Origin of the sequence: Pseudoduganella namucuonensis (assembly GCF_900116645.1) — a bacterium.
Taxonomy (GTDB): Bacteria; Pseudomonadota; Gammaproteobacteria; order Burkholderiales; family Burkholderiaceae_D; genus Rugamonas; species Rugamonas namucuonensis.
The window spans coordinates 120033-134488 of record NZ_FPBO01000010.1; the positions used below are offsets into that span (position 1 = coordinate 120033).

At 68.9% G+C, this 14456-nt stretch carries 11 protein-coding genes; 6 read left to right on the top strand and 5 right to left on the bottom strand.

The features are described from left to right. Positions 1 to 4: 4 nt before the first annotated feature. Positions 5 to 1288 carry a c-type cytochrome gene (locus tag BM436_RS13080; protein WP_093555966.1) on the bottom strand — a complete coding sequence of 428 codons (1284 nt, stop codon included), beginning with the start codon at positions 1286 to 1288 and terminating at the stop codon, positions 5 to 7. Beyond that, positions 1285 to 2010: a c-type cytochrome gene (locus BM436_RS13085; protein ID WP_229490224.1), complete on the bottom strand. Its 726-nt coding sequence runs from the start codon at positions 2008 to 2010 to the stop codon at positions 1285 to 1287. The genes BM436_RS13080 and BM436_RS13085 overlap by 4 nt, the downstream gene beginning before the upstream one ends. 92 nt (positions 2011 to 2102) lie before the next feature. Here BM436_RS13085 and BM436_RS13090 point away from each other — a divergent pair, with 92 nt between their 5' ends. Then, positions 2103 to 3545 (top strand): aminotransferase-like domain-containing protein, encoded by a 1443-nt coding sequence (locus tag BM436_RS13090; RefSeq protein ID WP_093555967.1) that lies wholly within the window; start codon positions 2103 to 2105, stop codon positions 3543 to 3545. Positions 3546 to 3697: 152 nt separating this feature from the next. Here BM436_RS13090 and BM436_RS13095 read toward each other — a convergent pair whose 3' ends face one another. After that, positions 3698 to 4360, bottom strand: coding sequence for a 3'-5' exonuclease (locus BM436_RS13095; RefSeq protein ID WP_093555968.1), 663 nt, complete (start codon positions 4358 to 4360; stop codon positions 3698 to 3700). After that, the gene (locus BM436_RS13100; RefSeq protein WP_093556041.1) at positions 4360 to 4815 is read right to left on the bottom strand and encodes a ProQ/FINO family protein; all 456 of its coding nucleotides are present in this window, start codon (positions 4813 to 4815) and stop codon (positions 4360 to 4362) included. Before BM436_RS13100 ends, BM436_RS13095 begins: the two co-directional genes overlap by 1 nt. A gap of 341 nt (positions 4816 to 5156) precedes the next feature. On the opposite strand from BM436_RS13100, the gene rpoD reads away from it, so the two are divergent. Then, a complete protein-coding gene (gene rpoD / locus BM436_RS13105) occupies positions 5157 to 7691 on the top strand; it encodes an RNA polymerase sigma factor RpoD (RefSeq protein WP_093555969.1) in 2535 nt (844 codons plus the stop codon). Positions 7692 to 7695: 4 nt separating this feature from the next. Here rpoD and BM436_RS13110 read toward each other — a convergent pair whose 3' ends face one another. Further along, entirely contained in the window at positions 7696 to 8943 is a 1248-nt protein-coding gene (locus tag BM436_RS13110) for a PAS domain-containing sensor histidine kinase (RefSeq protein WP_177307162.1), read from the bottom strand. A gap of 261 nt (positions 8944 to 9204) precedes the next feature. On the opposite strand from BM436_RS13110, the gene BM436_RS13115 reads away from it, so the two are divergent. From BM436_RS13115 to BM436_RS13135, 4 genes are all read left to right on the top strand, one after another. Next, entirely contained in the window at positions 9205 to 12030 is a 2826-nt protein-coding gene (locus BM436_RS13115) for a xanthine dehydrogenase family protein molybdopterin-binding subunit (RefSeq protein WP_093555971.1), read from the top strand. Continuing rightward, on the top strand, positions 12027 to 12578 hold the full coding sequence (locus tag BM436_RS13120; protein WP_093555972.1) for a (2Fe-2S)-binding protein: 552 nt from the start codon (positions 12027 to 12029) through the stop codon (positions 12576 to 12578). The genes BM436_RS13115 and BM436_RS13120 overlap by 4 nt, the downstream gene beginning before the upstream one ends. Next, on the top strand, positions 12578 to 13840 hold the full coding sequence (locus tag BM436_RS13125; RefSeq protein ID WP_093556042.1) for a cytochrome c: 1263 nt from the start codon (positions 12578 to 12580) through the stop codon (positions 13838 to 13840). Before BM436_RS13120 ends, BM436_RS13125 begins: the two co-directional genes overlap by 1 nt. A 304-nt stretch (positions 13841 to 14144) precedes the next feature. Next, positions 14145 to 14435, top strand: a complete 291-nt coding sequence (locus tag BM436_RS13135; protein WP_093555974.1) for a nucleotidyltransferase family protein — start codon at positions 14145 to 14147, stop codon at positions 14433 to 14435. The last annotated feature ends 21 nt before the right edge of the window (positions 14436 to 14456 follow it).

Consider the following 14456-nt stretch of genomic DNA (forward strand, 5'->3'; position numbering starts at 1 on the left):
GCTGTCAATCCAGCGGCACGTTGCGGTAGCGGTTCACGTCGTTGCTGTTGATCGGCGGGGCGTTGTTGCCCCAGTCGCTGCGCAGGTAGGACACCACGGCCGCCACCTCCATGTCGTTCAGCAGGTGCCCGAACGGCGGCATGCTGTACGGGCGCGGGTTGCCCTCGGTGCCGGGCGCGAAGCCGCCATTGAGCACGATGCGGATCGGGTTGACCGCCTCGTCCATCAGCAGCGCGCGGTTGCCGTTCAGCGGCGGGTAGGCCGGCGGCTTGCCGCGTCCCGTCACAAGGTGGCATTCGGCGCAGTGCTTCACGTACAGGCGGTTGCCCGCCTCCAGGAAGGCCATCGCCTCCGGCGTCGCGCTGCGCTCGTAGGGCTTCCGCTTGGCGCCGTTGTGCGGCAGCGATTTCAGGTACACGGCCATGGCTTGCACGTCGGCCTCCGTCATGTGCTGCAGGCTTGCGCGCACCACCTCGGCCATCGGCCCGAACACCGTGGCGCGCGGCGACACGCCGGTCTTCAACAGCTGCACGATGTGCGGCGTTTCCCAATCCCCCAGGCCGGCCTCGCCGTCGGACGTCAGCGACGGCGCGTACCAGCCCAGCATCGGTATCAGGCCGCCGGACAGGCCGTCGCCGCTGGCGCCGAGCGCGTTGCGGGTGCTGTGGCACGCGCTGCAGTGGCCCAGGCCCTGCACCAGGTAGGCGCCGCGGTTCCATTCCACGCTCTGGCCGGTCTGCTCCTTGAACACGGCCGGACGGAAGTACAGCGCGCGCCAGAACGCAAGGCCGATCTGCTGGTTGTACGGGAAGCGCAGCTGGTGCGGCTGGTTGGCCTGCTTGTGGGCGGGCACGCCCTGCAGGTAGGCGTACAGCGCGTCGGCGTCGTCGCGCGTGACGGCGGTGTAGTTCGTGTACGGGAAGGCCGGGTACAGCATGCGGCCGTCGCGCGACTTGCCGTTGTGGAGAGCGCGCCAGAAGTCGTCCGCGCTCCAGGCGCCGATGCCGGTCTCCTTGTCGGAGGTGATGTTGGGCGCGACCACGGCGCCGAACGGGGTTTGCAGCGCGCGGCCGCCGGCGTAGGGCACGCCGCCGCGGGTGGTGTGGCAGGCCATGCAGTCGCCGGCCTTGGCCAGGTAGGCGCCGCGCGCCACGCGCTCGGCGGGCGACAGCGCGGCGGTGGCCTTGCCGGGCGGCGGCAGCGGATCGTCGGCCGGGTACAGCATGAAGTAGGCGGCGGCGCCCAGCGCGAGCAGGGCGGCGGTGGCGGCGATGGCGGAGCGTCTCATGGCTTGCCCCCTTCGTCCGGCGCGCTGCCGCAGGCGATCGGCAGCGGCCGGGCGATGGCGGCGGCGGGCGGGATGGCCGCGTCGGCCGTCTGCGCGGCCAGCCAGCCGGAGACGGCGGCCACGTCGGCGTCGGATAGGCGCGCCGTGATCTCGGCCATGCAGTCCGGCGCGTGCGCGCGCCGCGCCTTGTTGCGCCAGGCGCCGAACTGCGCGTTGATGTAGTCGCGCGGCAGGCCGACCAGGCCGGGAATGGCGGGCGCCACGCCGGTCAGCCTCTCGCCGTGGCAGGCGACGCAGGCCGGGACGTTCCTGGCCGGGTCGCCCTGCAGCGCGAGCACGCGGCCGCGCTCCACCATGGCCGGCGTGGCGCTCCCCGGCCGGGGAGCGGGGTAGGGCGGATGCTGCTCGGAGAAGTACTGCGCGATCTCTTGCAGGTAGGCGTCCGGCAGGTGTTCCGTCATGTACGTCATCATGGGATACTTGCGCCGGCCCTCGCGGAAGTTGCGCAGCTGGTTGTACAGGTAGCCTGCCGGCTTGCCGGCGATGCGGGGGAAGTAGGCGTCGCCGCGTTCCTTGGCCTGGTGGCAGGCGGTGCAGGCGGCGAGGCGCTGTTCCAGCGTGTCCTGCAATGGCTTGGGCGCGGCGGCGGCCAGCGGGGCGGCGCAGGCCAGCAGCAGGGCCGCGCCGAGCAGGCGCGCCGGCATGGGGATGGGCAGGGTCATTTTCTTTGGGCGCATCGTAGGCAATAAGGCAAGGATACGCCTGAGGGGGGAATAATGACAGGCTCAGATTCGCAACAAAACGGGGGATCAGTTTGAAGCTCAGGTCGACGCTGTACGAGGAACTGGCGCTGGAAATCGAGGACATGGTGGCGCGGCGCGTGTTGCTGCCGGGCGAGCGCCTGCCGTCGGTGCGGCAGCAGCGCGCGCGGCGGGGCGTGAGCCCGTCCACGGTGTTCCAGGCCTACTACCTGCTCGAGGCGCGCGGCGTGATCGAGTCGCGGCCGCGCTCGGGCTATTACGTGGCCCTGCGCGCGCCATCCGCCGCCGCGGCCGCGCCCGAGCCCGAGGCCTCGCGGCCGGACGGCGCGCCCACCAGCGTCGACGTCAGCGGCCTGGTGTTCGACGTGCTGGACGCGGCCCGTTCGCGCGCCATCGTGCCCTTCGGCTCGGCCTTCCCCAGTCCGCTGCTGTTCCCGCTGGAGCGGCTGGCGCGCGGGATGGCGTCCGGCATGCGCAGGCTGGACCCGTGGAGCACGGTGGCCGACCTCTCTCCCGGCAACGCCGAGCTGCGGCGCCAGATCGCGCTGCGCTACCAGCTCGACGGCGTGCAGGTGGCGGCCGAGGACATCGTCATCACCAACGGCGCGCTGGAGGCGTTGAACCTGTGCCTGCAGGCGGTGGCGCGGCCGGGCGACACGGTGCTGGTGGAGTCCCCCGCGTTCTACGCGGCGCTGCAGGCGCTGGAGCGGATGGAGTTGAAGGCGGTGGAGGTCGCCACCCATCCGCGCGACGGCGTCGACCTGGACGCGCTGGCGGCGGCGCTGGAGCGGCACCGGCCCAAGGCCTGCTGGCTGATGACCAGTTTCCAGAATCCGCTGGGCAGCCTGATGCCGCCGGAGAAGAAGCGGTCGCTGGTGGCGCTGCTGGCCGCGCACGGCGTGCCGCTGATCGAGGACGACGTGTACGGCGAGCTGTACTTCGGCCACCGCCGTCCCACGCTGGCCAAGCGCTACGACGGCGAGGGGCTGGTGATGCATTGCAGCTCGTTCTCGAAATGCCTGGCGCCGGGCTACCGGGTGGGCTGGGCCGCGCCGGGGCGCCACGCGCGGGCGGTCGAGCGGCTCAAGCTGACCACCAGCCTGGCGGCGGCGATGCCGTCGCAGCTGGCCCTGGCCGAGTACCTGGGACAGGGCGGCTACGACCGCCATCTGCGCCAGCTGCGCGCCGCGCTGGCGGGGCAGCAGGAACGGATGCTGGCGGCGCTGGCCGCGCACTTCCCGGCCGGCACGCGCGTCACGCGGCCGGAGGGCGGCTACTTCCTGTGGGTGGAACTGCCGGACGGCGTGGACGCGCTGGCGCTGCACCAGGCCGCGCTGCGGGAGGGCATAGGCATCGCGCCGGGGCCGATGTTCTCGGCCAAGCGCGCGTTCCGCAACTGCATACGGTTGAACTACGGCCATCCGTGGGAGGACAGCCACGCCGCCGCCATCGCCACGCTGGGCGGCCTGGCGCGCGCCGCCGTACAAGCGGCCTGAGCCCCATTTGGGGCCAGGCCCCAAATGGGGCTCAGCTCGCCAGGGACGGCGCAAGCGGCGTCAGCAGGGCGGTGGGGTCTGACCCCCAAACGGCGTGAGCCGTAACGCGGCAGCGGCGTCGGTGGCGCGCGGGGACGGGATGGTCCGTGGGCTCAGGATTCGGTGGCGGGAACGGGGGCGGCGGGGCGGGGGCGGCGCGCCTTGGCGGGACGCTGCGGCGGCAGCACGTTGCCGGCCGCGATCCAGTGGCGGTACACCTTCAGCGCCACGTGGGCGTCGTCGGCCGCGTACAGGATCTGGCGCTCGCTCAGGCGCGAACTGGCCCAGTTGGTGGTGGAGATCTTTTTCGATTTCTGCAGCCGCTGGCCGAAGAACTTGGCCACCGCGCTTTTCGCGCCCAGGTCGTTGCGCTGCCCGCCGCGCAGCGCGACCGACAGGTCGACCACCCGTTGCGGCTCGATGCCCAGCTTGGCGCGCAGGCGCCGCACGTCGTCGGACAGCCCGAAGCCGACCTTCATCGTCAGCTCCGATTCGAGCACGGCCTTCAACGCCGGCAGCGCCGGCGAGGGCGCCGCGCCGATCTGGAACAGGTAGGCCAGCCGGTCGGTGGCCAGCTGGATCAGGTGCGGACCGTCCGAACTCTGCCCCTTGAGGAAGGTGGGCTTGGACTCGGTGTCGAAACCGATCACGTCGGCCGCCAGCAGCGCGGCCTGGGCCTCCTCCACGTCGGCGGCGGTGCGCACCAGGCGGACGTCGGCCAGCGCGATGCCCAGGTAGGGCGGCAGTTGTGGCGCGTCGTCCGCGGCGGCTTCCATCAGCCTTTTTTGGAGAACTTGGCGGTCAGCTGGTTCAGCTTGTCCTGGCGCACGCGGGCGGCCTCCTCGGCGGCGGCGGCCTCGCGTTCGGCCTTCTTGCGGTCGGCCTCCTTCTTCAGGCGCTCCTTGAGCACCTCCTTGGCGTGCTTGCGGTGCACGTCGGTGACCTCGGCGCCGGCCGTGCCGTCCAGGTCGTAGCGCACGGTGGCCTTTTCCATCACGCGCAGGTAGCGCTGCGAGCCGGTGTGGATGCCGAGCGCGGTGCGCATCAGCTTCTTGTCGATGCCGGGGATCTGCGCCATGATCTGCTTGTCGATGCCGATCGACAGCGGCAGGCAATCACGGAATGGGGGGAACTGTTGCTGCAACTGCTTCAACAGGGTGCGGGCGGTCAGCGCCGGCTCGGCCGGGGCGGCCTCGGCTGCCGGAGGCAGGGGGGTAAGGCTAGTGTTCATCGACATCACAGGTTAAGCAAACAGCCGCCAGCATATCATGGTGGCAGCGCGCCTGCATTGCTAAATCGGCCATCATGGCAGGCCGGCCATCAATTCAAGGCGTGCGTTCGCGCCCGAAAACGGATATAATTATCGACTCGCCAAAAGCAGCACGGCGGTCATCAGTCAACACAGGAAGTCTCCCGCCCTCCGATTTGCACTGATAAATATTGTCAGCCCGTCAATGCGGGCTTTTTTCATTCCGACGAGTTGTACCGCCGCTGTCATGGCCCGCCGCCGGCCTGGTGGCATTGTTTACTTCGCGCCGCGACCTTCGGGTCCGTATTGAGAGATATTAAGTAATGACGAAAACGCCGAAAACCCTCACGCTGTCCGCCAAAGCCCCACGCACCACCACGGCTCAACTGGCTGTACCTAAGACCACTTTATCTTATGTCATCGACAATGCGCAAGAGGCAGCCGGCAAAGTTACCGTTGTGAAGAAGACACGCTCGCGCCTGGCCGCCGCCGCGGCCGCCGATTCGCTGAGCGACAACGCGCAAGCCGAGGTGCTGGACCACGACGGGGCCGAGCTCGCCGTGCACATGGCCGAGGCCGCCAACGACGTGGCCGCCGAGGACGCGCCGGCCGCGAAGGCGCGCAAGACCGGCGCCGGCGCCGTCTCGCTGGCCGCGCCGGCCGGCCCGAAACCGGTGGTGAGCAAGGTGCGCGTGCCGCGCGCCAAGGCCGAGCCGGCGCCGGTGGTGGTGGTCCCGGGCGCCGCGCCCGCCGTCAGCCAGGTGACCGACGCCGCCACCTTGGCCAACATCGACACCTCCGGCTACCTGCTGCCGGGCGTGAAGGTGCCGGGCCGCCGCGGCCGCAAGCCGAGCGAATTCACGCCTGAAAACGACGAGGTGGCGGCGCTCAACGCCGTCGAGCGCGCCGAGCTGAAGGCCGTGTCCAAGGCCCGCGAACGCAAGGCCAAGGGCCTGGACGTGCTGGGCCTGGACAACAAGTCCTCCGCCGAGGAACTGGAAAAGCGCCGCCTGCAGATCAAGAACCTGATCAACATGGGCAAGGACCGCGGCTTCCTGACCTACGCCGAGATCAACGACCAGCTGCCCGAGAACATCATCGATCCGGAGGCGATCGAGGGCATCATCGCCACCTTCAACGACATGGGCATCGCCGTCTACGAGCGCGCGCCGGACGCGGAAAGCCTGCTGCTGACCGACAACGTGGCCGCCGTGACCAGCGACGACGAGGTCGAGGCGGCCGCCGCCACCGCGCTGTCGACGGTCGACTCCGACTTCGGCCGCACCACCGACCCGGTCCGCATGTACATGCGCGAGATGGGCGCCGTGGCGCTGCTGACGCGCGAGGGCGAGATCGAGATCGCCAAGCGCATCGAGGGCGGCCTGAAGGACATGATCCAGGCCATCTCCGCCTGCCCGACCACGATCGCCGAGATCCTGGCCCTGGCCAAGAAGATCGAGAACGACGAGCTGAAGGTCGACGAGGTCGTCGACGGTTTCGTCGACCTCAACGAGAGCAACGCCCCGGCCCCGGCCGCCGCGCCGGCCGCCGCCGCGTCGGACGACGAGGAAGAGGAAGAGGAGGAGGTCGAGGAGGAGGAGGACGGCGACGCCAACGGCGGCGCGGCCGGCTTCTCCAGCGAGCAACTGGTGCAGCTGAAAAAGGGCGCGCTGGAGAAGTTCGAGGTGATCGAGGTGCAGTTCGAGAAGATGCGCAAGGCCGCCGCCGGCTACGGCTCGCCGGCCTACGTCAAGGCGCAGGAAGCCATCTCCGCCGAGCTGCTGGGCATCCGCTTCACCGCCAAGGTGGTGGAAAAGCTGTGCGACACGCTGCGCGGCCAGATGGAGCAGGTGCGTTCCATCGAGCGCGCCGTGCTGGAACTGTGCGTGAACAAGTGCGGCATGCCGCGCGCCCACTTCATCAAGGTCTTCCCCGGCAACGAGTGCGACCTGGACTGGGTGGACATGGAGGTCGATTGCGCCTACCCGTACAGCGCGGTGCTGTCGCGTAACGTGCCGGCCGTGAAGGAACTGCAGTCGAAGATGATCGACCTGCAGGCGCGCGTGGCGCTGCCGCTGGCCGACCTGCGCAAGATCAACAAGCAGATGGCGGCCGGCGAGAAGCGCGCCCGCACCGCCAAGCGTGAAATGACGGTGGCCAACCTGCGCCTGGTGATCTCGATCGCGAAGAAGTACATCAACCGCGGCCTGCAGTTCCTGGACCTGATCCAGGAGGGCAACATCGGCTTGCTGAAGGCGGTCGACAAGTTCGAATACCGCCGCGGCTACAAGTTCTCGACCTACGCCACGTGGTGGATCCGCCAGGCCATCACCCGTTCGATCGCCGACATGGCGCGCACCATCCGCGTGCCGGTGCACATGATCGAGACGATCAACAAGATGAACCGCATCTCGCGCCAGATCATGCAGGAAACCGGCAGCGAGCCGGACCTGGCGACCCTGGCGCTGAAGATGGAAATGCCGGAGAACAAGGTGCGCGAGATCATGAAGATCGCCAAGGAGCCGATTTCGATGGAAACGCCGATGGGCGAGGACGGCGATTCGCAGCTGGGCGACTTCATCGAGGACAACACCACCTTGGCGCCGCTGGACGCCGCGCTGCACGCCTCGATGCGCAATGTGATCAAGGAAGTGCTGGATTCGCTGACCCCGCGCGAGGCCAAGGTGCTGCGCATGCGCTACGGCGTGGAGATGTCGAACGACCACACGCTGGAGGAGGTGGGCAAGCAGTTCGACGTGACGCGCGAGCGCATCCGCCAGATCGAGGCCAAGGCCATGAGCAAGCTGCGCCAGCCGTCGCGCTCGGACAAGCTGAAGACCTTCCTGACGCAGCACTAGGGAATTATTCGGTGACCATGGAACGGGAGGCTTCGGCCTCCCGTTTCGCTATGCCGGGCAGGGTCACGGTGATGGTGTTGCTGGGGCCGGTGGCGCAGTTGCAGCTGACCCGCCCGCCCAGCGCCGCCACCCGTTCGCGCAAGGTCAGCACGCCGAACGCCACCAGGCGGTTGCCGTCCGGCTTCAGGTTGGCGCCGTTGTGGCTGAGGGTGACGCGCAGGCCCTCGTCGCCGTGCTCGAGCGTGAGGTCGACCCGGCCGGCGTCGGCGTAGGCGGCGATGTGCGACATGCCCTCCTGGATCAGCCGGAAGATGGCCCAGGTCTCGCGCGGCGTCAGGTGCTCGTGCGCGTCCCCGTCCGGCAGGTGCAGCTGGCAGACGATGCCGCTGCGGCGCTCCAGTTGTTTCAGCAGCCATTCCACCGCCGCCGGCAGGCCCAGTTCCAAGGTGAGTGGATGCAGATCGTTGATCAGGCCGCGGACGGCGGCGATCGAGTCGTCCAGCGTGGCCAGGTTGCGCCCGGCGTGCGCGTGCAGGCGCGGGTGGCGCGCGGCCGAGTGCGCGTGCAGCATGGCCGCGTCCAGCTTGAGCGCCATCAGGTTCTGCCCCAGCGTGTCGTGGGCGTGCTGCGCCAGGCGGCGGCGCTCGTCCTCGCGCACGGTCTCCTGGTGGTCGCTCAGCTCGCGCAACTGGCGCAGCAGCGATTGCAGCGCCTCGTCGGCGCGCATGCGGTCGGTGACGTCGATGCACATGCCGATCAGCAGCGCGGGCTTGCCGTCGCGGTCGTACATGGGCCGCTTGTAGGTCTGCAGGCGGCGGTTCTCCCGCAGGCCCGCGTGCCACAGCCATTCCTCCTCCATCCACGTCTCGCGCGAGGCGAAACAGGCGCGGTCCGCCGCCAGGAAGGCCTCCATCTGTTCGGGCGGGTAGTGCGCGCTGCCGCGCGTGCCCGACAGCTTGGCGAAGGCCACGCCGAAGATCTCCTCGCAGGCCTCGTTCATCATGACGATGCGCGAATCCGGGTCCTTCAGGAACAGCGCCACCGGCAGCATGGAAACGATGGCCTGCAGCTGGTCTTCACTGCCGGCCAGCCTGGCGTTGTCGGCGCGCGCCTCGGCCAGCGCCTGGCGCAGCGCCTCGCACTCGGCTTGCGACGCCTCCAGCCGCGCCGCCCCGTCACGCCGCGCGCGCGCGGCCGTCCGCCAGGCGCACACCGCGCCGGCCGACCCCGCGCCAAAGAGAATAATAAGCATTATCATCATGAGGTCGGATTGTAACTGTAGTTTTACTATTCAGGCATCTTATTCTATAGCACATATCCAAGTGAAAGTGACATATGGAAAGGCGTACCGACCAGCCCGGCCAGGGGCTGTTGCCGACGCGGCGGCGATGAGACAGTAGCGTCCGGACTTTCTTGACAACAGGCAACGGCGGCGGGACCACGAAAAACGGCCCCGCCTTTCGTGCGTCCCCGTTGTCCGGAATCGCGTCATCCATATATGGGAGTGTTAACAATGAAGGTCGAACTTTCACGCCGATCGTTCCTCAAGGCGGGAATGGTCGCGGGCGTGGCCGTGTACGTCGCCCCGCTGGGCGGCAAGGCGTTTGCCGCCCTGTTTGAAGAGAAAATCCTGACGCCGGTGGCGTGGGATCCGAAAAACGGCCAGGCCAGGGTGCGCATCGACGGCCTGTCCAAGGTCACCGGCGCCAAGGTGTTCGCGCGCGACATCCGCGCCAAGGACATGCCGCACTGGCCCCGGCAGCAGGCGCACGCCTTCATCCTGCGCGCCACCCGCGCCGACCTGGCCTACGCCGGCCTGGACCTGTCGCCGCTGGGCGAGGAGCTGAAGCCGGACCGCCTGGTCACCGCCGCCGACCTGGAGCGCGACGGCGTCGCCTTCCCCGGCTTCTACGGCGCCGACATGCTGCTGCCCGAGGGCAAGGGCGCGGCCTACCTGGGCCACGCGGTGGCCATCCTGGTCTACCACGACTTCGCGCGCTACCGTTTCGCCAAGGACAAGCTGCAGTTCCGGGACGGCGTGGTGCGCTACGGCGCGCCCGTGGCGCCGCTGGAGCGCGACCCGTGGGGCAGCTTCCGTTTCGTGCGCGTGGGCGGCGCCACCCCGGCCGACGACGACAAGTTCTCCAGCCTGACCAACGCGCCGGTGTTCCCCAGCATGATGCGCAAGCAGCGGCCGGTGTGGCCGGACGGCGTCGAGCACGGCAAGCTGGGCGAGCAGGGCATGTTCCACGCCAACCGGATCAAGGCCGAGCTGGACAACCCGCCGGCCGACTGGCTGGTGCTGGAGCGCAACTACAAGACGCAATCGTCCGACACCGCCGCGCTGGAGCCGGACAACGCCAACTGCTGGTACGACGCCGACAAGCAGGCGCTGCACATGGTGATCGCCACCCAGGGCCCGCAGGAGGTCATCGACAGCGCCATCGAGATGATGAGGAAGGCCAAATTCCCGGTCAAGCAGCTGTTCGTGCACCCGTGCTACACGGTGGGCTACGGCTCCAAGGACCACTACAACTTCCCGTTCTATGGCCTGGCGGCGGCGCTGTACGGCGATGGCCTGCCGGTGCGGCTGGCCAACGACCGCTACGAGCAATTCCAGACCGCCATCAAGCGCCACGCCTTCGACATGAGGTACCGCATCGCTGTGGACCGCAAGACCGGCATGATGCAGTCCTTCGCCGGCCACTTCGAGGGCAACGGCGGCGGGCGCAGCAACTTTTCGCCGTCGGTGGTGATGGTGGCGGCCACGGCCGCGCAATCGATCTACTACTTCCCGAAGAACGACTTCGCGGCGGTGGCGGTCGCCTCGCGCGCGGTGGACGCCGGCTCGGCGCGCGGCTACGGCACACTGCAGAGCATGGCCGCCACCGAGATGATGGTGGACGAGTTCGCCGAACAGCTGAAGCTGGACCCGATCGAATTCCGCCTGCGCAACGCGCTGCGTTCGGGCATGAAGAACAGCCAGGGCGCCATTCCCGCCGGCGCCATCCGCGTCGACGAGGTGCTGCGCAAGGCCCAGGCGCATCCGCTGTGGAGCGGCCGGGCCGACAGGAAGGCCGCCTTCGAGGGCGCCCACCCCGGCAAGCGCTACGGCGTGGGCTTCGCCTGCACGCAGAAGGACTTCGGCACCGGCGCGGAAAGCTCGCTGGCGCGCATCGAGATCGACGCCGCCGGCAAGATCCGCGTCTGGCACAGCGGCACCGAGATCGGCACCGGCATGTCCACCTCGCAGGCCATCGCCTGCGCCAAGTGGCTGCACCGCCCGGCCGACGAGATCCTCACCGCCGTCACCGAGTGGGACGACCTGCCCGTGGTGGCCACGGGCGACCCCTACATCATGAGCCAGGCCGAGCAGGACAAGCTGTCGGCCAACCCGCGCTGGTCGCCGACCTATTGCTCGCCCGCCAGCGCCACCAACTCGGCCTATTACTACACGCACAGCACGCGCGAGGCGGCCCGCGTGATCTTCATGCACGGCCTGTGGCCGGCCGCGACGGCGATCTGGAGCCAGGGCGTGGCCGGCGGCCAGGCGGCGTCGCTGGTGGTCCGCGTGGAGGACGCGCGCTGGGTGGACGGCAAGCTGTCCGCCGGCGGCCTGGAGGCGCTGCCCTACGAGACCATCGTCGAGAAGGCGCACGAGCTGGGCCTGGTGACGGGCGCGGCGGTGCACGTGTTCAACCGCTGGGCCTGGAGCGAGGCGGACTGGGAAATCGGCGGCGCCAATGTGCGCCTGCCGGTCGACGGCCTGTCGCTGCGCTACGGCGACGGCGCGGGCGCGGCCAGGAAGGCGCAAGCGAAGACGCCGGGCGGCTACCACGTGCTGGACCGCAAGAAGGCCTACATGCCCGCCACCCAGCGCAACGGCGCCATGGTGACCTACTACAGCTGCGTCGGCACGCTGGTGGAGCTGGCCGTGCACGAGGGCAGCGGCAAGGTGGAGCTGTTGTCGCACCATTCCATCATGGAGTGCGGCAACATGCTGTCGCCGCAACTGGTGTCCAGCCAGTTGCAGGGCGGGCTGGCCATGGGCATCGGCCACGCGCTGATGGAACAGCTGCCGCTGTACGAGGATGGGCCAGGCAACGGCACCTGGAACTTCAACCGCTACCACCTGCCGCGCGCGGCGGACGTGGCGGTGTGGCGGCAGACCGCCGAGGTCCTGCCGCCCGTCACCGAGACCGATCCCCCGAAAGGCATCGCCGAGGTGGTGATGATTCCCGTCGTCGGCGCCATCGTCAACGGCATCGCCCACGCCATCGGCCATCGATTCACCGAACTGCCGGTGACCCCGCAACGTATCCAGGAGGTGCTGGCATGAGCATCGTCACCAAACCCATCACTTTACATTTGAACGGCAAGACCGTCGGCCCGGTCCCCGCCCCCGAGGGCATCATGATGGTCGATTTCCTGCATGAATACCTGGACCTGACCGGCTCGCGGCTGGGCTGCGGCCAGGGCGTGTGCCACGCCTGTGTGGTCATCCTGGACAAGCCGGACGGCACCAGCGAGGAGGTGCGTTCCTGCATCACCGGCGCGCACTACTTCGAAGGCAGGAAGGTGCGCACGGTGGAGGGCCACGCGCAGCGCAACGAGAAGGGCGAAGTGACCGCGCTGGCGCCCATCCAGCAAAAATTCCTCGAGCATTTCAGCTTCCAGTGCGGCTACTGCACGCCGGGCTTCGTCAACGCCGCCATCGTGCTGCTGGAACGCCTGAAGCGCCAGCCCGTCGCCAGGGAGCAGGTGGAGGAGACCATCACGGCCGCGCTGAACAGCCACATCTGCCGCTGCACCGGCTACGTGCGCTACTACGAGGCCGTGAAGGAAGTGGTGCTCACCACGCCGGGCCTGGTGAAGGAGGGCAAATGATGAAGCGCACCTACCTGGCCGGCGGCGCCGTTTTGGGATTGAGCGCGGCGGCGGCCATGCTGCTGGCCGGTTGCGGCGGTGGCGGCGGCAGCGGCGCCACGGCGCCCGCGGCCGGCAACAAGGAAATGGTCGAGCGCGGCCGCTACCTGGCCAGGGCGGCCGACTGCGCCGCCTGCCACACCACGCCCTCCGGCGCAACCTACGCGGGCGGCGTGGAACTGGCTTCGCCCTATGGCAAGTTCTACGGCACCAACATCACGCCGCACAAGGAGCACGGCATCGGCAAGTGGAGCGCGGACGAGTTCCACAAGGCGCTGCGCGACGGCGTCACGCCGGACAAGCACCTGTACCCGGCCATGCCGTACACCTCCTACCGCTCGCTGACACGCGCCGACAGCGACGCGCTGTACGCCTACTTCATGCAGCTGAAGCCGGCCGCCGTGAAGAACCGCGAGCCGGACTTGAAGTTCCCGTACAACATGCGCTTCGGCATGATGTTCTGGAACGGGATCTTCCTCGAGGATGAACTGACGGACGCGTCGCGCGGCTCGTCGGCCGAGTGGAAGCGCGGCCGCTACCTGGTCAACACGCTGGGACACTGCGCGGAATGCCACACGCCGCGCGGCGCGCTGGGCCAGATGGACCTGTCGCGCACGCTGACGGGCAACCGCATGGCGCGCATCGGCGCCACCGACATCACGCCGGCCGGCCTGGCCGCCGCGGGATGGACCGCCGACGACCTCGGCGCCTTCCTGCGGACCGGCGTGGCGCCGCAGGGTTCGGCGACGGGCGAGATGTTCGAGGTGGTGCATCTGAGCTCGCAGCACCTGGCGCGGGCCGACGTGAAGGCCATGACCACTTACCTGATGGGCGACAAGCCGCTGCCGCCGGCCGCGCTCAAGCCCGTGGCGCTGGCGGGAGCCGACATCGACGCCGGCCGCCGCACCTACATCGCCGTGTGCGCCGGCTGCCACGGCGCGGAGGGGCAGGGCAAGCCGCACGTGGCGGTGCCGCTGAAGGGCAACTCCAGCGTCCGCAACGCGGACCCGCACAACCTGGTCGCCGTGACGCTCGACGGCATCAAGGCGCAGCACTTCGGCGAGAAGGAAAGCATGCAGGAGATGCCCGGCTTCGCGAAGCTGAGCGACAAGGAAGTGGCGGACCTGTCGAACTACATGCGTGGCGGCTGGGGCGGTGTTTCGGCCAAGGTCACCGAGGCGCAGGTGCAAGCCATACGCGCCGAGGGCGGGTCGCATCATTGACGGGGGCTTCGGGCGGGGCGCGGCAGGGGGACGGCCCGCGCTCCGGCGCGACCGGCCGCGACCCATCGCAGCCCGTCGCAGCCGTCGCAGCCGTCGTAGCCCGGCTTGCCGCGCTGGTAGTTGAGGATACGCTGGTTGCCAACGCCGGTCACGTGCTGGTCGGTGCCGCTGTGGATCATCGCGAGGGCGCGCGCGCGTTTGCGCCCGGTCAGGTGGAACGAATGTATGGCCGGCTAGCTGGCCTGCTCCACGCGCAATGGTAAAATCAGATGGCGCCCTGTCATCCGGATGGATAGTTCCAGATATGAAGCCCTCTGCCGCTCTTCAAACCCATCGAGATGCGATCCGCCGGATCGTCGAAGGGCACCGTGCGCGTAATCCCCGCGTGTTCGGCTCAGTCGTTCAAGGCCGCGATACGGAAGAGAGCGACCTGGATATCCTGGTTGACCCAACACCAGAGACCACGCTGTTCGATATTGGCGCCATCCGGCACGAGTTGCTGCAGTTGCTTGGTGTTCCGGTCGATGTGCTGACCCCCAAGGCCTTGCCTGAAAAATTCCGTGCGGCGGTGCTGGCTGAAGCAGTCGCGGTATGAGCAAAGACTAGCAGCCCCTTG